The 23,292-nt window shown below is 69.8% G+C and carries 24 protein-coding genes, 1 tRNA gene and 2 pseudogenes; 10 read left to right on the top strand and 17 right to left on the bottom strand.

Annotation, left to right across the window (positions count from 1 at the left end; translation table 11 throughout):
* Positions 1–362: 362 nt before the first annotated feature.
* Positions 363–814: pseudogene (locus QQK49_RS01485) on the bottom strand (methyl-accepting chemotaxis protein); the annotation flags it as partial.
* Positions 815–2,058: 1,244 nt separating this feature from the next.
* On the opposite strand from QQK49_RS01485, the gene rpiB reads away from it, so the two are divergent.
* Complete coding sequence (gene rpiB / locus QQK49_RS01480) at positions 2,059–2,508, top strand: ribose 5-phosphate isomerase B (RefSeq protein WP_284302342.1); 450 nt, start codon at positions 2,059–2,061, stop codon at positions 2,506–2,508.
* Positions 2,509–2,603: 95 nt separating this feature from the next.
* Here the strand turns inward: rpiB and QQK49_RS01475 are convergent, their stop codons facing one another.
* From QQK49_RS01475 to QQK49_RS01460, 4 genes are all read right to left on the bottom strand, one after another.
* Entirely contained in the window at positions 2,604–3,035 is a 432-nt protein-coding gene (locus QQK49_RS01475) for a chemotaxis protein CheW (protein ID WP_284302341.1), read from the bottom strand.
* Positions 3,036–3,137: 102 nt separating this feature from the next.
* The gene (locus QQK49_RS01470; RefSeq protein ID WP_284302340.1) at positions 3,138–4,799 is read right to left on the bottom strand and encodes a methyl-accepting chemotaxis protein; all 1,662 of its coding nucleotides are present in this window, start codon (positions 4,797–4,799) and stop codon (positions 3,138–3,140) included.
* Between the two features lie 58 nt (positions 4,800–4,857).
* Positions 4,858–6,504 (bottom strand): chemotaxis protein CheW, encoded by a 1,647-nt coding sequence (locus tag QQK49_RS01465; protein WP_284302339.1) that lies wholly within the window; start codon positions 6,502–6,504, stop codon positions 4,858–4,860.
* Positions 6,504–7,340, bottom strand: a complete 837-nt coding sequence (locus tag QQK49_RS01460) for an Hpt domain-containing protein (RefSeq protein WP_284302338.1) — start codon at positions 7,338–7,340, stop codon at positions 6,504–6,506. The genes QQK49_RS01465 and QQK49_RS01460 overlap by 1 nt, the downstream gene beginning before the upstream one ends.
* A 481-nt stretch (positions 7,341–7,821) precedes the next feature.
* Here QQK49_RS01460 and QQK49_RS01455 point away from each other — a divergent pair, with 481 nt between their 5' ends.
* The 4 genes from QQK49_RS01455 to QQK49_RS01440 all read left to right on the top strand — a co-directional run bounded on the left by QQK49_RS01455 (position 7,822) and on the right by QQK49_RS01440 (position 9,407).
* Complete coding sequence (locus QQK49_RS01455) at positions 7,822–8,280, top strand: chemotaxis protein CheX (protein WP_284302337.1); 459 nt, start codon at positions 7,822–7,824, stop codon at positions 8,278–8,280.
* Between the two features lie 63 nt (positions 8,281–8,343).
* Positions 8,344–8,706, top strand: coding sequence for a response regulator (locus tag QQK49_RS01450; protein ID WP_284302336.1), 363 nt, complete (start codon positions 8,344–8,346; stop codon positions 8,704–8,706).
* Positions 8,707–8,753: 47 nt separating this feature from the next.
* Positions 8,754–9,341 (top strand): hypothetical protein, encoded by a 588-nt coding sequence (locus QQK49_RS01445; protein WP_284302335.1) that lies wholly within the window; start codon positions 8,754–8,756, stop codon positions 9,339–9,341.
* Positions 9,319–9,407, top strand: a tRNA-Ser gene (locus QQK49_RS01440). The genes QQK49_RS01445 and QQK49_RS01440 overlap by 23 nt, the downstream gene beginning before the upstream one ends.
* A 103-nt stretch (positions 9,408–9,510) precedes the next feature.
* On the opposite strand, the gene QQK49_RS01435 is transcribed toward QQK49_RS01440, so the two are convergent.
* The 7 genes from QQK49_RS01435 to QQK49_RS01405 all read right to left on the bottom strand — a co-directional run bounded on the left by QQK49_RS01435 (position 9,511) and on the right by QQK49_RS01405 (position 15,007).
* Positions 9,511–10,521: a hypothetical protein gene (locus QQK49_RS01435; RefSeq protein ID WP_284302334.1), complete on the bottom strand. Its 1,011-nt coding sequence runs from the start codon at positions 10,519–10,521 to the stop codon at positions 9,511–9,513.
* Positions 10,518–11,789, bottom strand: coding sequence for a glycosyltransferase family protein (locus QQK49_RS01430; protein WP_284302333.1), 1,272 nt, complete (start codon positions 11,787–11,789; stop codon positions 10,518–10,520). The genes QQK49_RS01435 and QQK49_RS01430 overlap by 4 nt, the downstream gene beginning before the upstream one ends.
* 136 nt (positions 11,790–11,925) lie before the next feature.
* On the bottom strand, positions 11,926–12,837 hold the full coding sequence (locus QQK49_RS01425) for a CPBP family intramembrane glutamic endopeptidase (protein WP_284302332.1): 912 nt from the start codon (positions 12,835–12,837) through the stop codon (positions 11,926–11,928).
* A gap of 82 nt (positions 12,838–12,919) precedes the next feature.
* On the bottom strand, positions 12,920–13,270 hold the full coding sequence (locus QQK49_RS01420) for a VOC family protein (RefSeq protein ID WP_284302331.1): 351 nt from the start codon (positions 13,268–13,270) through the stop codon (positions 12,920–12,922).
* A 44-nt stretch (positions 13,271–13,314) separates the two neighbouring features.
* The gene (locus QQK49_RS01415) at positions 13,315–13,671 is read right to left on the bottom strand and encodes an XRE family transcriptional regulator (RefSeq protein WP_284302330.1); all 357 of its coding nucleotides are present in this window, start codon (positions 13,669–13,671) and stop codon (positions 13,315–13,317) included.
* An 80-nt stretch (positions 13,672–13,751) separates the two neighbouring features.
* The gene (locus QQK49_RS01410) at positions 13,752–14,714 is read right to left on the bottom strand and encodes an IS3 family transposase (RefSeq protein WP_284302329.1); all 963 of its coding nucleotides are present in this window, start codon (positions 14,712–14,714) and stop codon (positions 13,752–13,754) included.
* A gap of 2 nt (positions 14,715–14,716) precedes the next feature.
* Positions 14,717–15,007 (bottom strand): transposase, encoded by a 291-nt coding sequence (locus QQK49_RS01405; protein WP_284302328.1) that lies wholly within the window; start codon positions 15,005–15,007, stop codon positions 14,717–14,719.
* 315 nt (positions 15,008–15,322) lie between these two features.
* Here QQK49_RS01405 and QQK49_RS01400 point away from each other — a divergent pair, with 315 nt between their 5' ends.
* Entirely contained in the window at positions 15,323–16,048 is a 726-nt protein-coding gene (locus tag QQK49_RS01400; RefSeq protein WP_284302326.1) for a formylglycine-generating enzyme family protein, read from the top strand.
* Positions 16,049–16,224: 176 nt separating this feature from the next.
* Here QQK49_RS01400 and QQK49_RS01395 read toward each other — a convergent pair whose 3' ends face one another.
* The gene (locus tag QQK49_RS01395) at positions 16,225–17,025 is read right to left on the bottom strand and encodes an arginase family protein (protein WP_284302325.1); all 801 of its coding nucleotides are present in this window, start codon (positions 17,023–17,025) and stop codon (positions 16,225–16,227) included.
* A 142-nt stretch (positions 17,026–17,167) separates the two neighbouring features.
* Between QQK49_RS01395 and QQK49_RS01390 the strand changes: the two genes are divergently transcribed.
* The gene (locus tag QQK49_RS01390) at positions 17,168–17,386 is read left to right on the top strand and encodes an amphi-Trp domain-containing protein (protein WP_284302324.1); all 219 of its coding nucleotides are present in this window, start codon (positions 17,168–17,170) and stop codon (positions 17,384–17,386) included.
* 41 nt (positions 17,387–17,427) lie between these two features.
* Here the strand turns inward: QQK49_RS01390 and QQK49_RS01385 are convergent, their stop codons facing one another.
* From QQK49_RS01385 to QQK49_RS23110, 3 genes and pseudogenes are all read right to left on the bottom strand, one after another.
* Positions 17,428–18,498 carry a tetratricopeptide repeat-containing glycosyltransferase gene (locus QQK49_RS01385; protein ID WP_284302322.1) on the bottom strand — a complete coding sequence of 357 codons (1,071 nt, stop codon included), beginning with the start codon at positions 18,496–18,498 and terminating at the stop codon, positions 17,428–17,430.
* Between the two features lie 47 nt (positions 18,499–18,545).
* Positions 18,546–19,130, bottom strand: coding sequence for a flagellin (locus tag QQK49_RS01380; RefSeq protein WP_284302321.1), 585 nt, complete (start codon positions 19,128–19,130; stop codon positions 18,546–18,548).
* A 173-nt stretch (positions 19,131–19,303) separates the two neighbouring features.
* Positions 19,304–19,456: pseudogene (locus tag QQK49_RS23110) on the bottom strand (flagellin N-terminal helical domain-containing protein); the annotation flags it as partial.
* Here QQK49_RS23110 and QQK49_RS01375 point away from each other — a divergent pair.
* Positions 19,401–19,547 (top strand): hypothetical protein, encoded by a 147-nt coding sequence (locus QQK49_RS01375; RefSeq protein WP_284302320.1) that lies wholly within the window; start codon positions 19,401–19,403, stop codon positions 19,545–19,547. The pseudogene QQK49_RS23110 and the gene QQK49_RS01375 sit on opposite strands and share 56 nt — an antisense overlap.
* A gap of 211 nt (positions 19,548–19,758) precedes the next feature.
* Here the strand turns inward: QQK49_RS01375 and QQK49_RS01370 are convergent, their stop codons facing one another.
* Positions 19,759–20,610, bottom strand: coding sequence for a sigma-70 family RNA polymerase sigma factor (locus tag QQK49_RS01370; RefSeq protein WP_284302319.1), 852 nt, complete (start codon positions 20,608–20,610; stop codon positions 19,759–19,761).
* A 568-nt stretch (positions 20,611–21,178) separates the two neighbouring features.
* Between QQK49_RS01370 and QQK49_RS01365 the strand changes: the two genes are divergently transcribed.
* Positions 21,179–21,667, top strand: a complete 489-nt coding sequence (locus QQK49_RS01365) for an SRPBCC family protein (protein WP_284302318.1) — start codon at positions 21,179–21,181, stop codon at positions 21,665–21,667.
* An 87-nt stretch (positions 21,668–21,754) separates the two neighbouring features.
* Positions 21,755–23,122 carry a methyltransferase domain-containing protein gene (locus tag QQK49_RS01360; RefSeq protein ID WP_284302317.1) on the top strand — a complete coding sequence of 456 codons (1,368 nt, stop codon included), beginning with the start codon at positions 21,755–21,757 and terminating at the stop codon, positions 23,120–23,122.
* Positions 23,123–23,292: the final 170 nt, after the last annotated feature.

The following is a 23,292-nucleotide window of genomic DNA, read 5'->3' as shown; positions in this document are numbered from 1 at the left end:
CCTGCCCCCGCGCTCGGGCCGGTCGGCGGGTCGGAGGTCGCCGTCGGTGACCCGCAGATCCGCGAGCGACAGGCTCCCATCGGCCTTCGGTCTTCATCCACCTGGACTCACGACAGACACACCACACTCCGCCTGTGCTCCCCCTATCGGAGGAGCACAGACGGAGTTCCGTGCCGGTGGGGAGTCCCCGGACGTCAGTAGCGGATCCGGCCGAGGATGGTGCGCAGCCCTTCGGCCTTCTCCCCGAGTTCGCGTGCCGCCGCGGCGGTGTCCTGGGTGGCGCTCATGTTGGCCTGGGTGGTGCGACTGACCAGGGCCACGCTGTCGGAGATCGTCGTTGCACCGCCGGCGGCGTCCTGCACGTTGCGGCCCATCTCGTCGGTGGTGGCGGTCTGCTCCTCCACGGCCGAGGCGATGGTGGCCTGGGTGTCGTTGATCTGGGCGATGATCGCGCTGATCTCGGTGATGGCGGCCACGGCCGCCTCGGTGTCGAGCTGGATCGCCTCGATGCGGTGACCGATGTCCTCGGTGGCCTTGGCGGTCTCCTGCGCCAGATCTTTGACCTCGTTCGCGACGACCGCGAACCCCTTGCCCGCCTCCCCGCGCGCGCCGCCTCGATCGTGGCGTTGAGGGCCAGCAGGTTGGTCTGCTCCGCGATCGAGGTGATGGCCTTGATGACCTCCCCGATCTCGGCGGAGCTGGCCCCCAGCTTGGCGATCGTCGCGTTGGTGCGGTCGGCGACCGTCACCGCGGTGGCCGCGACCCCGGCCGCATCGGTGGCGCTCTTGGCGATCTCGCGGATCGAGGCCGTCATCTCCTCGGTGCCCGCCGCGACCGTCGACACGTTGCGCGACATGTCACTCGAGGAGCCCACCACCCGCTCGAGGTCGGCGGTCGCGCTGCTCGCGCCCTGGTCGAGTTCGTCGGCGTTCGCCGCGAGCCGCGTCGAGGCCGCCGCCACCTCCTCCGTGGCCGAACCGACCTCGGTGAGCGTCCTGCGCATGGCCTCCCGCGAGGCGTCCGCCGCCGCGGCCATGTCGCCGATCTCGTCACCGGGCGCGAGCCCCGTGGCGTGGGTGAGGTCGCCGCCCGCCATGCCCGTGAGGGTGTCCTGCACGCGGCGCATCCGGCCGGCGACGGAGCGCGCCAGCAGGATCGCGAGAAGGGCGAGGAGCGTGCCGATCACGGCCACGGTGACCAGCCCGATGATCCGCTGGCGGTCCTTCGCCGCCGCGATCTCGGCGTCCGCGGCCTGCGCCTCGGCGCGGGCCGCGTCGGTGAGTGCCGTGAGTACCGCCTCACCCTCCCCCAGCACGGCCCGCGAGGCGTCGATCTCCCGGGCACCCGACTCCCGGTTGCGGGCGAGGTAGAACTGGGCGCCCCGCTGCTCGGCGGCGGCGAAATCGGCGTCGATCTCCCGCAGACGCACGAGCGCGTCGGACTGCGTCGGCGTCAGGTGCTGGGCGGGGAACGCGGCGAGCGTCTCCTGCTTCTGCCTGAGGACCTCCAGGAACGCCGAGCGCTGTGGGGAGGACGCCTCCGCCGCACCCCATCGCCCGCCGTTCACCGCCAGCACGTAGAGCAACTGCGTGTTCCACAGGCGCTGGTCGAGGGTGGCCAGCCGGGCGGCGTTCTCGGTGACGGTGGCTTGGGCCTCACGTCGCTCGGCGGCCGAGGACATCGCCGAGGATCCGGCCCACATCGACACCGCGAGCAGCACCAGGCCGAGCACGCCGACCACGCCGATCGAGACGATCTTGGTCGCCAGGGGCACCCGGGAGAGGAACGACGGCGACGGGGCGGGTGTGCTGGTCGACACGTGGACTCCTGAGGGGACGGCGCAGCCTGACGTGGTGCCCATCGGCGAATCCGCCTGCTTTTCAAGGTGACTGAACCGAGGTCGTGGTCGCCTGCCCGAGTCCGCCGCTGCTCTCGGGCCCCCGCGGTCGCGAGTGCGACGCCTGGCGCCGCAGCGGTGGATGGGAGAATCGAGGCAGCCGGCGCTCGGCCGGCCCCGTCCGTCAGCCTCCGTCCGTTTCCGTCCGAGAGGAACCACCCGTGAAGATCGCTCTGGGCGCCGACCACGCCGGATTCACCCTGAAGAACGCTGTCAAGAAGCACCTGGACGACCTCGGACACGAGGTCCTCGACGTCGGCACCGACTCCCCCGACCGCACCGACTACCCCATCTGGGGTTCGCGGGCCGCGCGACTCGTGACCGGCGGCGAGGCCGAGCTCGGGATCGTCGTGTGCGGCTCCGGTATCGGCATCGGCATCGCGGCCAACAAGGTCCCCGGTGCCCGGTGCGCCACCTGCACCGACCCCTGGTCGGCGCACATGACCCGACGTCACAACGACGCGAACATGCTGGCCCTGGGCGAGCGTGTCACCGGTGAGGGCCTGGCGATGGCGATCGTCGACGCCTTCCTCGAGGCCTCCTTCGACGGAGGCCGGCACGCGGGCCGCGTCGACCAGATCACCGACCTCGACGAGGGCCGGGAACTCTAAGAGAGCCGACCCTCGACCGGAAAGGCGCCGCTCCGCCCCGACACCCGAATCCCGGGCCGGGCAGAGCGGCGCCTTTCGAGCGCAGACGGCTGGCATCAGGCTGCCGCCTCGACGTCGACCGCCTTGTCCGTGTCGAGCACGAGCATCAGCTGACGGTCGAGCTTGCACACCCGCGTCACGAGGTCGCGCACGCGCGGCGGAACCGTGTCGGGCGGGGACTCGAAGCGGTCGAGGTCCGGCTCCAGGACGTCACCGATCTCGTCGACGAGCAGGCTCGTCACCGAGTCCGCGGTGCGGACGACGACGTTGGTGACCTCCTGGCCCTCCTCACGCGGAGGCAGGCCGATGCGCTCGCGGAGGTCGATCGTGATGACGATCTGGCCGCGGAGGTTGATGAGTCCGGAGACCTCCGAGGAGGACAGCGGCACCTTGGTCAGTGCCTGTTCCCGGAGCACCTCCTGCACGGTCTCGACGGGGACACCGAACAGGTGCCCGCCGAGGCGGAAGGTGCAGTACTGCGTTGCCATGATGTTCCCTTCGATGCGTGGGGCCCATTCCGCGCTCGTCGATGGGCTGTCTGTCCCATCGGCGGGAGCCCCCTGCTCTCAAGGGACTCCGGTGCACGGACCTCAGTAGCGGAAGCGCCCCACGAGTGCTTGCAGTTCACTGGCTCGCTGGGCGAGGTCGCCCGCCGAGCGGTTGGTGTGCTCGACGGTCGTCGTGGCACCTCCGGCGGCCTGGGACACGCCGACCAGGCTGCGGGCGATCTCGGAGGAGCCGCTGGCGGCGTCCTGCACGTTGCGGCCCATCTCGTTCGTCGTGGCGGTCTGCTCCTCCACGGCGGACGCGATCGTCGACTGGGTGTCGTTGATCTGGGCGATGATCGCGCTGATCTCGCTGATGGCCGCGACGGCCGCCTCGGTGTCGAGCTGGATCGCCTCCACGCGCCGGCCGATGTCCTCGGTGGCCTTGGAGGTCTCCTGAGCGAGGTCTTTGACCTCGTTGGCGACGACCGCGAAGCCCTTGCCCGCCTCACCGGCACGCGCGGCCTCGATGGTCGCGTTGAGGGCGAGGAGGTTGGTCTGCTCGGCGATGGACGTGATCGTCTTGATGACGTTGCCGATCTCGATGCTCGACTCGCCGAGCTTGCCCACGGTGTCGGTCGTGCGGTCGGCCACCGAGACCGCCTGGGAGGCGACCCCGGCGGCGTCGTTCGCCGACTTGCTGATCTCGCGGATGGACGCGGTCATCTCCTCGGTCCCGGCCGCGACGGTGTCGACGTTGCGCGAGACCTCCTCGGCCGACTTCTGCGCGTCCTGCGCCTGTCGCACCGAGGACTGGGAGGCCGACTGCAGCGAGTCCGAGGACGCCCGGAGCTCCTCCGAGGCGGACGCCACACCGGAGGCGGCCGTGGCCACCTCGCCGATGACCTTGTTCATGGAGACGCGCGTCTGCTCGGCGGCGGTGGCCATCTCGCCCACCTCGTCGTTCGTGGTCGCCTCGGCCGGCACCGTCAGGTCCCCGTCGCCCATGGCGAGCAGGCTCTCGCGGACCGAGCGCAGCGCGGTGATGAACCGCCGCGAGATCCACAGGGCGAGGGCCGCGATGGCCACGAGGGCCAGCAGGCTGGTGACCACGATGAGCAGGCGGGCGAGCGCCGCGGCGTCGGCGGCGGCCTGAGCCGCCTGGGCGCTGCGCGCGTCGACGGACTTGGCCAGGGCGTCGGTGGCGTCGAGGATCTCCCCGTACATGGGCAGTGCCTGCGAGCGCAGGATCTCATCGCCCGCGGCCACGCCGGCGTCGTTGTTCTTGGCCCACTCCGCCGCGATCGGCCCGTCGAACGCCAGGTAGCGCGTCCACAGGTCGTTGAGCTTGGTCAGCTGAGCGCGTTCGCCCTCGTTGAGGTCGGCGGTCGGGAACCCGGCGATCTTCTGCTGCAGCTCCTTGCCGTACGCGAGGAAGTTCTTGCGGTACTTGTTCTCCGGGTCGGCCCCCACAGCCCCACCGGAGGCGTTCGCGGTCCACGCGGCGCCGAGCTGCCACCCGCTGACGTCGCCGTTGGCGAAGCGGATGTCCTGGATCTGCGCCTGCGCGATCTCGATCCGGCGCATCTCCTCGGTGAGGGAGCGCATGTGGCCGACGTTGACGAGCGCGATGCCCGCGACGAGAGCCGCCGCGATCGCGCCCGCCAGGCCGACGAGCAGGAATTCTCCGCGCACACCGAGGCGGGAGCCGCGCCCCGGTTCAGCGCTGGTGGTGCCGCCGGGCGTCGACGAGACGGTCGCGGGCATGGGTCATTCTCCTCGGTGTTCGACCCGCGGGCGTCGCCCTCAGGTGTGGCAGGTCGGCTCAGTAGCCGTGACCGGAGAAGGCTCCGGAGTACTGGGATGCGTCGGCGAAGTCCCCGGAGTCCGGGGGCATGAGGGCGGCGAGGGTCGCGTCGATGTTGAGCAGTTCGGTGACGTGCTCGTTGACGACGGCCGACCCGAGGTTGCCGCCGGTGTCGAGGTGGGTGCGGATGGCGAGTTCGTCCTCGACGATGTCGAGCACCTGGGAGACGACGAAGCCGAAGAGCTGTCCCTGGTGGTGGCAGACGACGACCTGCACGGAGGTGTCCGGCTGATCCATCTCGGTGTAGCTGCCGTAGTCGTCGGCGAGGCGCAGCAGCGGCAGGATGACGCCGCGGTACTGCACGACCTGGTTCTGCCCGACGGTCTCCACGCGTGACATGGAGAACTCCTCGAGCCGTTCGACGCACGCGAGCGGCAGGGCCACGCGGCGACCGTTGCTGAGCTTGACGACGAGCAGCGAGGTCGAGTCCTTGCTGGAGAGGATGGCCTCCTCGGCGCGGCGGGCTGCCTCGGCGCTCTCGTTGACCATGCCGGCGTGTGCGGCCAACGCGTTGGCGTCGAGGATGAGGGCCACGCGGCCGTCACCCATGAGGGTGGCTCCCGCGTACAGGTCGATGCCGCGGAGCTGCTTGCCGAGCGGCTTGACGACGATCTCCTCGGTGTCCTCGATGTCGTCGACGACGAGGCCGAACTGGCGCTGGTCGGCGCGGAGCACGGCGATGAACGTCGTCTCGTGCTCCTCCTTCTCCACGCCGAGCTGATCGCGCAGGTCGACCAGCGGCAGGAGCTGGCCGCGCAGGCGGTAGACGGGCGTCCCCTGGATGGTCTCCAGCCGCTCGGCCGCCTGCTCCTTGTCGAGGCGCACGAGCTCGAGCAGGTTGACCTGCGGGATCGCGAACATGTTGTCCTTGCCGCGCACGAGCAGCGCGGGGATGATCGCGAGCGTCAGCGGGATCTTGATGCGGGTCGTCGTGCCCTCGCCGTACACCGAGGTGACGTCGATGACGCCGCCGATCTTCTCGATGTTCGTCTTGACGACGTCCATGCCGACACCACGGCCGGACACGTTGGTCACGGCTGCGGCGGTGGAGAACCCGGCCTTGAAGATGAGGTGCTGGGCGTCGCGGTCCGACATCCGGTCGGCCTCTTCGCGGGTGATGACACCCTTCTCGACGGCCTTCTCGCGGACCTTGTCCGCGTTGATGCCGGCGCCGTCGTCGATGATCTCGATGTTGACCTGCCCGCCCTCGTGGAAGGCGCGCATGAGCAGGACTCCCTCGGCGGGCTTGCCCTTGGCGACGCGCTGCTCCGGCGGCTCGATGCCGTGGTCGCAGCTGTTGCGCACGAGGTGGGTCAGCGGGTCCTTGATGGCCTCGAGGATCGTCTTGTCGAGCTCGGTCTCCTTGCCCTCCATCTCGACGCGGATCTGCCGGCCCATCTGGTTGGACAGGTCGCGCACGACGCGGGGGATCTTGTTCCACACGTTCTCGATGGGCTGCATGCGCGTCTTCATGACGCCTTCCTGCAGCTCACTGGCCACGAGGGACAGGCGGTGCATGGAGCGCTGGAGCTCCTGGTCGTCGCTGGCGGCGGCGCGCTGCACGAGCTGGTTGCGCGACAGGACGAGCTCACCGACGAGGTTCATCAGCGAGTCGAGCAGGTCGACGTCGACGCGGATGCTGGAGTCGGCGACGGAGCGCTGCTGCTTCTTGTCGCCGTCGCCGGCCTGCGCGGTCTGGGCGGCGCTGGCCTGGGCGTTCGCGGCGGCTTTGACGGCGTCGCGCGTGTCGGCCTTGGCGTCTGCCTGCTCCGCGGGGGTCTCCGCCGGCTGCTCGGAGGCGGGGGCTCCCCGCCGACCGGCCGCTGCTCGGTGGCGACGGTGGTGACCGAGACGGTCGTGCCGTCGGCCGCCGTGACGGACTCCTCGAACGTCGAGATCGTCGTCGTCACGTCCCCGTCGGTGGCGGTGGTGACGCTCTCCTCGTAGATCTCGACCACGGGCTCGGCAGCGTCGGCCGCATCGGTGGTCTCGGTGGCCTCCGCTGCAGGAGCGGCGCTCTCGGCGAGCACCAGGTTGCCGGCGGCGGCCTCGGCCTTCGGCGAGCGTCCCTCGAGCAGGAGGTGGAGCTTGGCGGTGAGTTCGTGGTACTCCTCGGTGCCCTCGTTCCCGTCCTCCTCGATGTGGCCGAGGAGCGAACGCACGGCGTCCACCATCTCCAGGAGGGCGGTCGCCATCTCCGGGTTGAGGACCATCTCACCGTCGCGCAGCTTCGACAGGAGCGACTCGCCCGCGTGGGCCACCCGCTCGAGCGTGTGCAACGCAAGGAACCCACTGGTGCCCTTGATCGTGTGCAAGGTCCGGAAGATGCTCGAGAGCAGCTCCCTCGACTCGGGTTCCCGCTCGAGAGCGAGCAGGTCCTGGTCGAGTTGGTCCAGGTTCTCGTGACTTTCCACGAGGAATTCCTGAACGATCTCCTCCATGCCGTCCATGGGCACCTTCCTGGTCTGGCGTCGGCGCCGTCGCGGTCGGCCTTTGTTGACGCACTGATCTTGCTCAGGCCACCAATCGGCGGCAGCGATGGTGACCTGAGCGAGAGTTCGGCCACCTCGACGCGGGCGGTCCCCAGCGTCCGGATCGCCCGGTTTCCCGGCTCGCCGTCCTCCATCTCACTCACGCGCGCGCGTGGGTCAGGTTCGCCGCGACCATGCCGATGAGACATCCGGACGCCGACGACGTCGTCTTCGCCGGCCACAACGACACGACCACCGGTTCTGCACTGAGAGACAACGGCACTCGCCGAAATGGGTTGCTCAGATCAAGGTGGTGGACGCCGATAGAGAGGTTGTCCGTTTACGGATGACCCTGTCCCGGATGAGGTTTCGCCGCACCAGCGGTGTGCCCCGATCCGAGGGGGTCATCGAGTCTCAGCAGACCACCGTGGTCGCCATCGAAGGACCGAGCATGCACCTGTCAAACGACGATGTCGCAGCGATCGTCAACGAGGTCTGGAGCTCCATGCTCGGCCTTCCGGTTGACCCCCTCGAGCTCGAGGAGCGCCCGAAGATCGCCGGGCCTGCGGTGTCCGGTTCGGTCGGGGTCAGCGGCGCCACCGACTGCCTGATCTGTGTCGAGATGGCTTCGGACGCGGCGCGCCTCTTCGGGGCGACGATGTTCGGTCTGGCCGAGGACGAGGCGTCCGAGGACGACATCTCCGACGCCATCGGCGAGCTGACGAACATGGTCGGCGGAAACATCAAGTCCCTCCTGCCGGAGCCGAGTTCGCTGTCACTGCCCGTCGTCGCGCAGGGCACGAGCCCGACCCTCAAGGTGCCGTCGGCGAAGAAGCTGCTCGACTCCGTCTACGCCTGCGGCGACCACCTCATCATCGTCACGGTCTGGAACCGACTGAACCAGTCCTGATCCCGCCCGGCTCCCACCGGAGCCGGTCGCCCTAACCCGAACTCCCCCGAAAGTGAGATTCCCGTGAAGGTTGTAGTCGCGGACGACAGCCGCGCCATGCGCATGATCGTCGTCAGGACCCTCCGTCAGGCCGGTTACGACGGCGCCGAGGTCATCGAGTGCGAGGACGGCGCCGAGGGCCTGGCCGCGGTCAAGGCCAACTCCCCCGACCTGGTGCTGTCGGACTGGAACATGCCGAACATGAACGGCATCGAGTTCCTCCAGGCCGTCCGCGCCGAGGGCAACCAGGTGCCGTTCGGTTTCGTCACCTCCGAGGGCTCGGACACGATGCGCTCGCAGGCCGACGAGTCCGGCGCGCTGTTCCTCATCGCCAAGCCGTTCACCGCCGACATGTTCGCGGAGGCGCTCAAGCCGGTCTTCGGCTGAGCCCACCTGCCCCTCCATCCGATTCGACCGAGCGGAACGACGCGACGATGGCCAAGATTCCCGATCACAAGCCCATCAAGGACCTCTTCGAGAGCCTGCTGGGGCGTGACGTCACGATCGCGACGCAGTCGGAGAAGGTCGTCCCCACCGCCCGCCGCGCGTGCTGCGTGGGCACCTACATGGACCACGACGGAGAGACGCAGGCCCTCGTGGCCGCCGACCTCGAACTGTCGGCCCGTGCGGGGGCGGCGTTGGGGCTGGTCCCCTCCACCGGGGCCGACTCGGCGATCGAGAACAAGGAGCTCCCCGCGGCGCTGTATGACAACTTCTACGAGGTGCTCAACATCTTCTCGTCGCTGTTCTTCGACGACGAGACGGGCGCCAACCTCAAGCTCAAGACCGTGTATCAGCCGGGCATGATCCTCCCCGGGAGGCGGCCATGCAGATGCGCGGCCTGGGTCGGCGGGAGGACTTCTCCCTCGACGTCGACGGGTACGGCACGGGGGCCCTGGGCATCGTCATCCCCTTCTGACCGGCGAGCCCCTGGTCGACCAGTTAGTGCTCTGGGGGCGAATTGGCTCGTCAGGGGTACGTTCGGGTACCCTCGCCGATGGAGGATTCGCATAGTGGCCTAGTGCGCACGATTGGAAATCGTGTTGGGTTAATCACCCTCAGGGGTTCAAATCCCCTATCCTCCGCCAGACGAAGCGGGCTCCCACCGGGGGCCCGCTTCTCGCATGTGCGCACCCCTGCAGACGCCGAGACCGCCGCCTATAGGCGGCGGTCTCGGCGCGTGGTGAGGTCTCAGACCTCGTGGTTCCTGTCGGCGGTGGCGCCGGTGAGGGCGTACTGGCCCTGGACGAAGACGTACGGCGGGCGGTGCGGCAACCGGCCGCCGGCGAGTACGTGTTCGGCGATGGTGCGGGCACCGGCGAGGGTGTCGCCCAGCGCCGGCACGAGCACCTTGTACCGCTTGCCCAGGGCCGAGGCGAAGGACACCTTGACGGCCTCGATGAGCAGGAGTCCGCCGGTGGCCGTGATGGGCCGCCCGGGGAGGATCTCGGCGCCGGCGCAGATCGCGTCGGCGAGGTGTTCACCGGCCAACCGGCACAGCCCCTCGGCCACCGGATCACGGCGGGCGACGTCGCCGACCACCGGCGCGAAGTCGGCGAGGACCTCGGCGACCGGCAGGTTCTCCAGCATCTCCCGCCAGGTGAACTCGTCGCCGAACGCGTGGCGTCCGGCCCGGAGCAGTTCCTCCGATCCGCCCGGAACGCCATCGGCGGCCCGGAGTCCGGCGGCGAGACCCTGGGCCCCCAGCCACGCACCCGACCCGCGGTCGCCGAGGATCGGTCCCCACCCGTCGATGCGCCGCCACACGAGGTCGAAGTCGGTGACGATCGTGCGCACGCCGGAGGTCATCTCGAGCACGATGCCGGGTTCGACGCCGCCGAGCGCCCCGACGAGGGTGGCGGTCGCCGCGTCGACGACCACGGTCCTGGTGGTGGGGGGCGAGGCGGCCACGAGTTCGGCCGGGTCGACACGTGCCGCGGCCCCACCGAGGGACCACACGGTCACCGACGGAGGCCGGCCGATCATGAGTCCGCCGACGGCTCCGAGGAGGTCGCCGACCGAGGGGACGCCCTCGATCTCGGGGATGTCGAGTCGGGTCTCGGGGTCCGTCCCGGTCCGGCGCGCACGCAGGCCGTGCGGGCCGATGTCGACGGCGAGGAAGTCGCCGTGCGCGCGGTCGGGCGCAGCGGCATCGTCCTCCGCCGGGATCACGATGCCGTCGAGGTCGGGGGTCGCCGTCACAGTGCGGCGGCGACCTCGGTGAGCTCCGGACGGGTCGCCTCGAGTGCCTCGGCGACCGCCGGCCCGGCGCCCGGGAGACCGCGCAGCGCGGTCGCGACGGGGTCGATCGGCGCACCGGCGGCCTTGAGACGCGCCGCGAGTCCCTCGGGCGAGCGGGCGCCCCAGAGCTTGAGCAGCAGACGTCCGAAGCGCCGCGCCTGGCCGTGGCGGGAGACGAGTTCGAGGCAGCACTCGAACGCCTTGTCGTAGTCGTGCACCCGCGCGGCGAGGATCATCGTCTCGTTGAGGATCTCCGGGGGTGCGACGACGCCGCCGTCGGCGCGGGTGAGCAGGCCGCGCTCACGCAGCCGGTCGACGATGGCCAGTGCCTGTTCGGCCTGCCCTTCGGCCGCGCTGACCTGCGCTTCGAGCCAGTCGCTGTACCCGGTGTCGGCGCCGCCCTCGCGCAGCTGGGAGATGAGGGTGCGGGCGCCGGCCAGGTGGCGGTGCTCGACGAGGAGGCCGACGAGTTCTTCGCGTGCGGTGTCGCGGTAGCGGTCGCCCGCGGGCAGTGCCCGGGCGCGGTTGAGGTCGGCCAGCGCGCCGTTGCCGTCACCGAGTTTGCGGCGGGCACGGGCACGTTCGACGAGCGCGGAGACCAGTTCGTCGCCGCCGGTGCCGTCGGCGTCGAGGACGTCGATGATGCGGGTCGCGCGAGCCTCGCGGCGCAGGAGTCGGGCGCGTTCACCCGCGGGGTCGGAGCCGAGCGCGCTGCTCACGCGCACGACGTCGGAGCCGGGGTTGAGCGGACGCAGGGTGCGGCCGGCCTCGATGGCCACGAGCCGGGGGCGGATGCCGCCGATGTAGTGGCAGCCGTCGGTGCGGTAGAGGCGGACCTCGCGCGTCGCCGGCGCGTCGGCGCCCTGCTGCACCTCGATCTGCAGCGCGTCCGGCCGGACGACCTCGCCGGGCTGGGAGACGAGCAGCTTGCCGAGCAACTCCGGGTCGGCGGTGACGCGGTCGTCGCCCTCGAGGGTGAAGATCCACGTCGACTCGGCTGCGGCGGCGGCCTCGTTGCGGGCGGCGGCGAGGTCTCCGTCGTCGGGGCGGGAGAAGACCTGGGCTCCGGCACGACGGGCGAACTCGAGTGTGCGCTCCGAGGCGCCCATGCCCATGACGACCGTGCCCTTGAGCAGGTCCTCGAGCGAGGCGAGGGAGGCCAGGGCGGCGTGCAGGTCGCGGGCGTCGTCACCGACGACGAAGCAGCAGGCGAGCGTGGGCGTCTCCATGCTCCCTCCATCGGCACCCGCGGCCCGGATTCAAGCACCGAAACACTGTGGACGGTAAAGCAATTGGAAAATGTCGGTGCGGTCGGTGTGTTCCGGAGCGCGGATCGGGGCCGCGATGCGGCGCCTGATCAGGGCCTCAGTCGGTCCTGGGGAGGGACGTCCGGGCGTCGTCGACCGATGCCTGGGCCTGCCTGGTTCGCCTCTCGGGCAGCCAGAGGAGGACGACGCCGATGATGCCGAGGAGTCCGCCGGAGGCCAGCCAGAACGCCGGGCCGTTGCCGACTCCCAGCAGGGAGCAGATGAGCAGTCCGGTGTGGAACCCGCCGTGGACGCCGGCCGCCGCCCACACCGATCCGGTCTGCACCACGAGGGCGCCGGCGAGCAGCCCGAACCCGAAGGGGACGGCCAGGTACAGCACGCGTTCGAGGGCGTTCTGCTGCCCGCCCTGGGAGATGATGTGCAGCGAGGCGAACCCCGCCGCCGAGATGAGGACGGCGACCCAGGGCCGCACCGAGAGGGTCTGCAGCATGTAGCCGCGCCAGATGAACTCCTCGGGGATGCCCTGGAGCAGGAAGGCCTGCGCGAGGGCCACCAGGATCACCATCCACAACGCACCGCCGCCCAGCGACCCGCCCTCGCGCAGCAGCCCTGTCGCCTCCACGGCCAACCCGCAGGCCACGACGAGCGCGACGACCGCGGCGATCGACCCGAGGAAGATGGGGAGCGACCGCCGGGTCCACACGACGCCGCTCTCGCGCATCGGGCGACGATCCACGTACTTCATGAGCAGCCAGACCAGCCCGATGGCCGCGAGGAAGGGCAGCACACTCATCCCGATGATGAACGCACCCGCGACCTCGGGGGTCGCCGCGTTGAGGTACGCCTGCGCCCCGGGGATGAGGAGCAACGGTAGCGGCGACAGCGCGGACACCAGCATCGCCAGCGCGGCCAGCACGACACGCGCGGCGGGGTGGAAGCGTCGGGCGGGGCGTCCGGTGTCGGGCTCGAGACCGACTCGGACGTCGCCTGCGCGGGGTTCGGAGGTCATGTCCCCGAGTCTGCCTGGTCTCGGATCTGCTTCTGGTGCGGGCGAACTGTCCGATTCTGGCGTGTGCAGGCGTGCGGGATCGTCACTCGCGGTGGCGGAGGATGTTGACGACGTGCCCGTCGGGCGTGCGCACGAGGAACCGTCGCACTCCCCAGCTCTCCGTGGTGAGGGGGTGCACGATCTCGTACCCGCGCCGGACCGCTTCGGCGTGGGCCGCGTCGACGTCGTCCACGGCGACCGACAGCACGGGCGTGGTGCTCGCGGTGGCGTCGGTCGTCACCAGTTGCACGTCGGCGCCGGCGGGCGCGAGGTACCGGGTGACCCAGTCGAGCCCGAGGTCCTGCTTCTGCAGGCCCAGGTAGCCGCCGTAGAAGTCGTCGGCGGCGGCGATGTCCTCGACCTCGAGGTCGGGAATGATGCGAATGACGCGCACGAGTTCAGTATGCGGAGAACCCCTGTCCAGCGGGGTTCGGCGCATCAACGCCCCTGCGCCATGACCGCGGAGCGTTCCTCCTGGGAGATCAGGCCGCGCATGGGGGAGACCTCCCGCATCTCGATCGAGTGTCGGTCGAGGCCCGTCAGCACGCGCTTGAGCCCGGAGATGTCGCCCGAGTCGACGAGCACCTGCCAGCGGGCCAGGTTGCGCTTGTGAGGCTCCCCCGAAACGCCCCGACGCAGCCTCCGCAGGTTGCTCTGGACGATCGGCTCCGAGGCGCCCCACGTCTCACGCGTCAGGTGCGCGGAGATCCGCCGGTGAAGCAGCCACGACCGACGCTCCGAGCGAGTCAGTTCAGGCTCGACCGCCCTGCGGGCGACCTCCAGCCGTTGACCCATGCAACACAGCAACCGGTCGAGCTGCTCGTCACTCAGGTCGACGCGTCCGGTGTGGTTCCCCCGAATCGTGGAGGGCTTCCCTATGCGGCTTCCCGGTCGAGGGCCGCGGTGTTCTCGTAGCTGACGGGGCTCATCATGCCCGCCGAGCTGTGCCGGCGGTCGTGGTTGTAGAACCCGTAGCACCAGTCCAGCACAACGGCCCGAGCGGCGCGGGTGTTGGTGAACTCGTGTCGCGACAGCACCTCCCACTCCAGGGAGGAGAAGAACGCCTCGGCCGCGGCATTGTCGAAGCACGATCCGACCCGGCCCATCGACTGGCGGACCCCGAGTTGACGGCACAGTCTGGTGAACGAGTTCGCCGTGTAAGTCGAGCCTCGGTCGGTGTGGAAGATGACGCGCTGGGTCTCGTCGGTGCGCCAGTCGGGACCGTTGACCGCGTCCACGCCGCCACGGGCCGCGACGGCCATCTTGAGCGCCGAGCAGGCCAGTTCGGCGTCGGGATGCAGCCCGGTGGCCGCGCCGAGCAGACGCCGGGAGTAGAGGTCGATCACGGTCGCCAGGTACAGCTTCGGGCCCGGCCGGCCGTGCTCGTCGACGGTCGGGATCTCGGTCATGTCGCCGACCCACCTTGCGTTGGGCCGCTGGGCGGTGAAGTCCCGCTTGAGCAGGTCAGGGAACTTCGGCGCGGTCTTGTCTTGCCTGGTCAGCCCGTTGCGACGTTTGATCCGACGCGCAACCAGGCCCTGGCGACGCATCGAGTCCGCGACGGTCTTCTCGCTGACCTGCCAGCCGTCGTCACGCAGATCATGGACCAAGCGGGGCGAGCCATGCAGGCCGCGCTTGCTCGTGAACATCACCTTCACGGCCCGGTCGATGGTGTCGCGGCGACGGTCCCGAGAGGTGTGCAGACCGCTGGACGCCGACGGTCCGGTGGCACGGGTGAGCCACTTGTAGAACCACGCTAGGGACACCCCCAGCAGCAGGCAGGTCACGGTGTGTGGCACCCGGTAGTTGGTCCTCTGGTCGGCGATGAAGCGTGCCACGCTCACTTCGTCGCCTCCTTGACCCACAGGACCACGGATCGCTTGAGGACATCACGCTCCATCCGGAGCTCGGCGACCTCGGCACGCAGCCGCTTGAGCTCCTCGACGTCGTCCTTCGACAACCCTCTGGTGCCCTCGGCAGCCTCGCGTGCGCGGTTCACCCAGTTGCCCAACGTGCCCTCGTTCACGCCAAGGTCGCGCGCGATCTGGGCGATCGGCTTCCCGGTCTCTTCGACGATCCGGACAGCTCCCTCACGGAACTCCCGGTCGTACTTCTTCCGCTTCTCTGGCATCTCGATCCTCATTGTCGATGCCTCTACGGTCCGGGGGAACCTCACGGACAGGAACTGACTGATGCTGGGCTGGTGCACCCGCTCAACCTGGACAACTCGCTCTGACTGGTGCTGGTCGCACGCATCACGAGCGCCAGGATCTCCTTCCGCTCACTCACGCTCAGACCATAGCGTCCATTGCTATAGCCCAAGCCCGCTCCACCCGTGAGCTCACGCTCACTCACACCCCGACACCCCACCCGTCTACGGTGGTCGCGGATCACGCCGCTCGAGTACGACGTGCGGTCGCGGACGCCCCCACCCGAGAGGACGCACATGCCCATCGACATGGTGCGGGTGCCCCCGCAGGGCCCCGTCGCCGAGGCCATGGTGGATCGCCGGACCGGGCGGACGTGGACGGTCGAGGTCGATCGGTTCGAGATCGCCACGACGGTCGTGACCGTCGATCAGTGGAACACGGTGCGCGACATCGACATCGACTCGAACCGGACGGACCTCCCCAAGGTCGACGTCGGTTGGCGGGCGGCGATCGCGTTCTGCAACGAATTGTCGCTGCAGGAGGGACTCGCTCCTGCTTACGCCGTCACCGTCCTCGATCCCGCGCCGCAGCCGCGATCCACGTGGACCCCGCACGACGAGCCGGTCCCCGACGACTGGGACGTGGCCTGGGACCGCGAGGCGAACGGCTATCGCCTCCCCACGGATGCAGAGTGGCAACTCGCCTGTCGGGCCGGCACGAGCGGCGCGCGCTATGGCGACCTCGACGAGATCGGTTGGTACGCCGACAACTCCGACGGCGCCCGGCACCGCGTCGGCGAGAAGAGGCCCAACGCGTGGGGCCTGTTCGACATGCTCGGCGGAGTGTGGGAATGGTGTTGGGATCTCTACGACCCACAGATCTACGGCTCCTACCGCATCATCCGAGGCGGCGGCTGGAGCGACCCCCACTGGGCCTGCCGCGCAGGAGTCCGGCGCAAGACCAACCCTCGGGCCACCTTCGACGACCTCGGCTTCCGCCTCGCCCGCACCATCACCCCGTGAGCAGCAGTTCCCACACCATTCGCCGACGGTCTCTCGCCGCGAAGAACAACACCGACAACATGGATCGACTGCGTTTCAGGGGTGCACCCCTCTGACCTGGGGTGATCCTCAGCGCCGGTGCGGCCATGTTGTCGGTGTTGTTCTTCGATCCACGTGCCGACCACGGCCGCGCCGACTCAGGCGAACAGAACCGGTCTCAAACTCTCGACGAGGTCCTCCGCCGTCGCCGAACCGTCGCCTTCGTACTCGGCGATCTCGACCCCGACCACCTCACTCCCGCCCAACACCCGGGCGCAGGCCTCGAGGTCGGGCAGCGTCAGGCCGCCGGGAACCCGGTAGTCGGTGGAGAACAGCCCGGGTTCCATCACGTCGCAGTCGAGGTGGATGTAGACGGGACGCCCGCGCACGGCCTTCGCCAGCCGATCGGCCACGCCGACCCCGGGGGCCACCAGCACCGGCGACCCCGCCGCGATGCGGGCCTGCTCGGCCGGGTCGATGTCGCGGCAGCCGACCAGCACCGCCTGGTCCTCGGGCAGGCCACCGCCCAGGCCGGAGTCCCACCACCCCAGTGGACCGGACAGAGCCATCCCGCCCAGGTATCCGGTGCCGGTGTCGGCGGGGGTGTTGATGTCGGCGTGGGCGTCGAACCACACCACGACCGCGTCGGGCCGATGACGGGGCACGACGGGCAGCGTCGCCAGCGCGACGGCGCACCGGGTGATGGCACTGATCGGGCGCTGCCCGGCCGACATCACCGCGTCCACACGGTCCGCCATGAGGTGCAGCGAGGTCCGGCACCGCTCGAGTTCGACGCGCCAGTCACCAGGATCGGACGGCGACGGCATCCCCACCTCGACCACGTCGGTCCCCGCCCATCTCCCGAGAGCCTCGCCGAGCCGGACGACCGCATCCATCGCCCGATCGTCGTGGTCTCCGGCCGGACCCTGGTAGGTCGTCACGACAGTGGGAATGTCCATGTCCGGCACCCTGGCACGTCGCGGGCGGTGACGGCCGGGCGGGAGCGACAGATCTCACTGCGCCTCACACCGGCACTCCCGCCCACCCGACCCCGTGACGCCGGTCATTGACACGCGGCGTCGGCCCCGGTGGGGTTGAGGCATGGCCGACATCATCGAGCACGAGAAGAACGAGTCCCTTCGCCGCGAAGAGGCCGCGGCCCGGTTGCACGAGATCGCCGATCAACTCGCCCGCCACAACGAGATCACGTTCGTGCAGGGCGGGCGGGACGTCACCGTGAGCGTTCCCGATCAGGTGGAGTTGTCCGTCGAGGTCGAGGTCGGTGAGAAGTCCGAGATCGAGATCGAGATCTCCTGGTGACCAGCCGCGCACACGCCTGACACGCGAGAAGGCCGGGTCCTTCAGCCGAGCAGGCGTCCCACCGAGGACGCGGGGATGCGCATCGTCGAGGCGCGGGCCGCCCACTCCTCCGCCTCGTCGTTGCGACCGAGCACCAGGTAGAGCACGTACAGGTTCTGCGCGGCGAGGAAACTGCCCCGGCCGTGCACCGCGCCGGCCAGATCCGGCCGCTCCCCCAGTTCGAGGCAGCGGCGCCAGGCGGTCTCGACCAGCGGCGCCAACTCCTGCCCCAGATCGGGCGTGGTCAGCATCATCTCGAAGAAGAGGTCGCCCAACAGGAACGTGAAGTCGGGTGAGTGCTGCCAGGCGGCGCCCTGCTCGTCCATGAGCGCCACGGCGTCGCGCAACAGGCCGGCCTTGGTGTAGCACTCCAGCGCACCGATGACCATCGCGTGCCGCGACTCCTCCGTGGCGGCGACACCCGTCATCGCGGTCGTGTAGTACTCCGCGGCCTCGGAGTACCGGCCGGTGAGTCGCATCTCGTCGGCGAGCTGCGTCAGGAGAGTCGGGTCGCCGGGACGCACCGCCAGCGCCTGCAGGAGGATCGCCTCGTTGCGGCTGCGGTCGGCCCGCCAGCGTCCGGTCTCGGTGTCGTCGGAGGCGACGACCAGATCGGTGCGCACGACCGGCAGATCGAACACGGGCTCTTCGCGGTAGGCACCCTCGAACCGCACCCCTCGGGGCAGCAGCCGGGGCGACAGGTGGCGCGGGTGGTCGGCCTCGTGGACGCCACCGGGCGCCCGCCGCACCTCGACCAGACCCACCTGGTCCGGCCCGTCGGTCAGCGACCTGAGTCCCTCAGCGCCCTCCGCGAGCCATTCCTCCGGGTCGAGCACGAGATTCCAGTCGGCGTCGGCGGCGTCGAGAGCGGCGTTGCGGCATCTCGCGGCGTCCTCGCTCCACCGGCCGTCGACCACCCGGACGTCGAGCTGCGCGAACCGCTCCAGGGCGGCGTCACCGGAGCCGACGTCGAGCAGCACCGTCTCGTCGACGAAGGGTTGCGCGGATCGCACCGCCCGTTCCACGAGATCTGCCTCGTCGCGGGTCACCATCACGAGAGCGAGCCTGCTCACCTCGCCTCCGATCCCGTCCCACCGGATGAGCGGTCGGACGCGCGCAGCTACACGGTCGAGGTCCTATCGGCAGGACCGGCCGACGTCGAAGCCAACTCGGCCGTCGAATTCTGCACGGGCAGAGGCGTGGCCGTGAGATGAGGTTCCGAGGAAGCGGACTCTACGCCCGCGGGAGCGAGCCGAGGACCGGGCGAAGGAGCCGCAGGCAGCGGGGAGACGTCCACGGCGGGGCGCATGAGCATGGGCATCGGGGACGGCGCACTCGCCGGGGGCGCCGCCGCGGACCCGGTCGCCGGAGGACTGTCCGCCGCTGCCTCGGCCGAGACGGTCGCCGCCGACGCCAGAAGGATCTCCATCGCCCGACGACCGGCGGCCGTGACCTCACCGAGCATCTGCGCGCCGGCCTGCGCCCACGAGCGCGAACGAAGGAGTTGGATGACCTCCCGACCCAGGTCGGCGTCGGTGATCCGCGAGGCGGTCTGCGCGCCCTGCGACTCCTGCACCCCGAGCGACTCGAGGATCCGACCCAGCCGGTTCTCCGCGGCGCCCACGGCGGCCCGCTGCGCGTAGAGCTCCTGCAACGCCTCGTCCAGCATGTCGAGCGCCGATCGTGCGGAGTCGGCGCTCTGCACGGAGACCCCCAGGACCGCTCGCCGTCGAGACCGGCCGGGACAGTGAGCGTGTCGCCGGCGTCGATGCCCACCTGGATCGACCGGGTCGATTCGCTGATGGACCGCCACGTGTCGTCGAACCCCTGCAGCAGGGAGTCGACGCCGATCTGCAGGGCGCTGCGCTGGGTGTCGTCGAAGGTGTCGGTCGCCGCCTGCACGGCCACGACCCTGACCTTGTCGAGATAGGCGGTCATCGCCGCCAGGGCGCCGTCGGCGACCTGCATCAGCGAGATGCCGTCCTGCACGTTGTGGGAGGCGGCCGCCGCGCTCGCCGCGCGGGCCTGCATGCGGGTGGCGATGGCCACGCCCGCCGCGTCGTCGGCGGCGTTCGGAGTGATGTCGGCCAGGCGCCGGGCAGCCGTCACCGACGCCGCCTGATGGGCTGACACGTGGCGCGCGACCATACGCGCCAAGGCGTCCTGGTCGACCGGGATCCGCATGGCTCCTCCGTGAGTTCTCGCCCGCGCCGTCCCTGGCACGGGTTCCGATCCCCCTATCGGCAGCGGATCCCTCTCGCTGAGGACCGCAGTCCCCCACCGGTGCAGATCAGAGAGCGGAGGCAGCCGGAGAAGCCCGAGGAGCCCGGCGATCAGCCGATGGCCGCGGAGGTCGTCTCGCCTGCGGTGGGCATGCTCAACCGGTCCCGATACGAGGACCGCGCCGCGATCTGCGCGTAATACGCCGCCTTCCGACGAGCCACCGCACCAGTGGCATTCACCGGACGATCACCCGAAGACGCCAACATCGCCGGATCCAACTGCGAATTCAACCCATCCCGCAACAACCGCAACGCCTCAGCACGCATCTGCGAGATCCGCGACTCCGTCACACCCAGATCCTCCGCCAACTCCCGCATCGGACGATCCTCGAAGAAACACCCACGCACCACCGTCGCCAACCGATCCGGCAACGCCTCGATCGCATCCCGCAGATACGCCTGACGCTCCCGCGCCATCAACACCATCTCCGGCGTCGCATCCGTCGACGGCAAAATCGCATCCGCCGCACCCCCACCACCAGAAGCATCAGTGATCACATCAAGACGCAACACCACCGACGAATGAAGATCAGCCTCCAAACGCTCCAACTCCGCCACCGAACACCCCAACTCGGCAGCCACCTCCACCGGCGACGGCCGACGACCCAACGACGCCGCCAACGAATCATGCACCGCATCACGCCGACGCACCTTCGCCCGCAACGACCGAGTCGCCCAATCCGCAGACCGCAACTCATCCAACAACGCCCCACGAATCCGACGCACCGCATACCGACCGAACGGCACACCCAACGACGCATCAAAACTCCGCGCAGCCATCGCCAACGCAGCCATCCCAGCACTCACCAGATCATCAGTGAACACATGCCCAGGCAACCGAGACCCGATCGCCCGCACCTCAAAATGCACCAACGGCAAGTGCGCACGACACAACTCATCCATGTCGTTCGCAGGGGCCTTCGATTCAGGACCCATATTTTTCCACCCCACCCAATAACGCGGTCACTCAGAGAACGCTAAGAACCTTCTCCGGCCGCTCCAAGGTCGTCCATCTGATGAGACGCCGCTGGTCACAGACTCACAGGATACCCCGCTCCGGCCAAGATGGACGCACGCATGAATGCATGAGAAGCCCTGACGATTCCTTTGCGCAATGCTGAAACACTCGGTAGCAGAACGCCATTGTCGATACCTGATCAACAGGGTCGGTCGCACGTATTGGACATGCGCCCAAAAAATCAGAGAACGTCACTTTTCTGACAGTCCGCCCAGGTCCGAGGCCTCCTCTCCTCCGCCACCACTGCCCCGACAGAGGTGTCGAAGACGTCGCAGACGCCCCCATCACGGCCGCTTTCGTGGAGGCGATCACCCCCTGCCGGCACCTGTGCGCCTTCATCCCTGTCCGCGCTTCGAAGACAGGAATAGGCTCGATTCGGGCCGCCCCCTGGAATGGGACAGGGCCTCTCGACACGTCGAGCGATGCGTCGATCTCGAGCGATCGGAGAATGCCGTGCCCGCCCTGGAGACCCTCGAGGTGGACGTCCTCATCGATGCACCCCCGCACATCGTCTGGTCGATGGTCGGTGATGTCCGTCGCCTCCCGGAATGGAGCCCGCAGGTCCGCGAGACCACACTGCTGGACGGCGCCGTCCATCTCGAGGTCGGCGTCCGATTCGTCAACCACAACGAGAGCGGCCCACTCGCGTGGACGACCCACGGCGAGATCGTGCACTTCGAGCCCTGTCGCGCGATGGCGTTCCGCCTGGACGAGAACTGGCTCGTCTGGTCATTCACGCTGGAGGAGACCCCCGGTCCGGGCACGCGGCTCGTCCAACGCCGCGAAGCCCCCGACGGCATCTCCGACCACGCCCACGGACTGACCCAGAAGTACATGGGCGGGACGGAGGCGTTCACGAGGACGATGCGCGCGGGGATGAGGCAGACCCTCCAGGGGATCAAGGCGGCCTGCGAGCAGGGCGCACCTGCCCACGAGCGCTGACCGGATGGCCTCAGCGACGGAGGTCGAAGGCCGATCAGAGTCCTGGACGGGTCGCGGGACGCGCGTCCGACGGAAGGGACTTTCGCGATGTTCGTCTTCGGCGTGTGCGTCGAATCCACCGACCGCTTCGACCGACACTGCCTGCCCGCCATCGCGGCCTACGGCGGCGATGACGCGACCCTGATGTCCTCACCGGACCTGCCCGTCGCCCGCACCTACAACGACGTTCTCGAGGCCAGCCTCGACCTCGACGGGGTGGAGGCCGTGGTGCTCCTGCGCGACGACGTCGAGATCGTCGACCCGCACTTTCGCACCCGGATCCTCGCCGCCTTCGAGCGTGACCCGCAGCTCGCGATCATCGGCGCGAGCGGCGCCGGCTCCGAGCCGCGCTGGTGGCAGACGGCCGCGCGCAGCCATCCGGGCTCACCTCCGGGGGCCGCGGACAACGCCGGCACGCCCGTGGACTACGTGGACTCGGCCTGCATCGTGCTGCGTCCCGACCTCGCCGCCCGGCTGCGCTTCGACGACGTCGCCTTCACCGGCCCCAGCGGGTTCGAGGTCGACTTCTGCCACCGCGCCCGCGAGCAGGGCTGGCGCATCTCGGTCGAACCGATCTCCCTGACCCGCCACGCCGACCCGGACGACATCGACGCGGCCTACCAGCAGGCGGCGGCGGTCTGGCAGGGGCGTCGGGCGCGGTCGGTGACGCTCGGCACCCTCGAACACCACGTCGCGCTGGAGGAGGGCACCCACGAGCGCCCGGAGCGGTTCGGCACCCTGCCCGCGCCCGCCCCGCCCGAGTCCGGGTTCACGGCCCGGCACCGGCGCATCCTCCAGGCCGTCCCGCCGACCGCCGGCCGCGTCCTGCAGCTCGGTTGCGGAACAGGGGTCTTCGCCCACCGCCTGGCCGTCGAGCGCGGCGCCGTCGTCACCGGGATCGACCACGAGGGCGGGCATCTCGACCAGGCCCGCCGCACCCTGCATCACGTCGTCGCAGCGGATCTCAACCGGCTCCCCGACCTCGATCAGGAACGCGGCCACTTCGACGCGATCGTCGCCGTCGACATCCTCGACCGGCTCGTCGACCCCGAGGCGAGCCTCGCCGCGCTGCTCCCCTACCTGGCGCCCGACGGGGTGGTCGTCGCCGCGATCCCCAACGTCAAGCACTGGTCGGTCGTGCTGCCGCTGCTGCTCCACGACCGGTTCGAGTACCGCGACGCCGGCCTGCTGCACCGGGGCAGCATCCACCTGTTCACCATGGTCGAGGCCGTCGCGATGTTCCGTCGCCTCGGCCTCAGCAGGATCGAGGCGTGCGGCGTGGAGGAGATCCCCCTGCACGACCCCTCCCACCTCGACGCCCTCGTGGGCTGCATCGCCTCCTACGGCACCGACTCCGACGAGGCCCGCACGATGCTCGAGGCCTACGAGTACGTCTTGCGGGCCAGACGCGCCTAGGACAGCGCCGACGGTTCTGCCCACGGGTTCTGCCGGGGACGACGAAGGCCCCTGCCCGACCGTGTTGGGGAGCACGGTCGGCAGGGGCCTTCCACACCGGCCGGGGAACCGGTGGGGTCCGATGCCGCTTGGGGGAATGGCACCGAACCCGATCGGTCGCAGCTGGGGAA

The organism is Mobilicoccus caccae (assembly GCF_030161635.1).
GTDB lineage: Bacteria > Actinomycetota > Actinomycetes > Actinomycetales > Dermatophilaceae > Mobilicoccus > Mobilicoccus caccae.
Note: the sequence above shows the minus strand (reverse complement) of the source record. Positions and strands in the feature narration are given on the sequence as shown.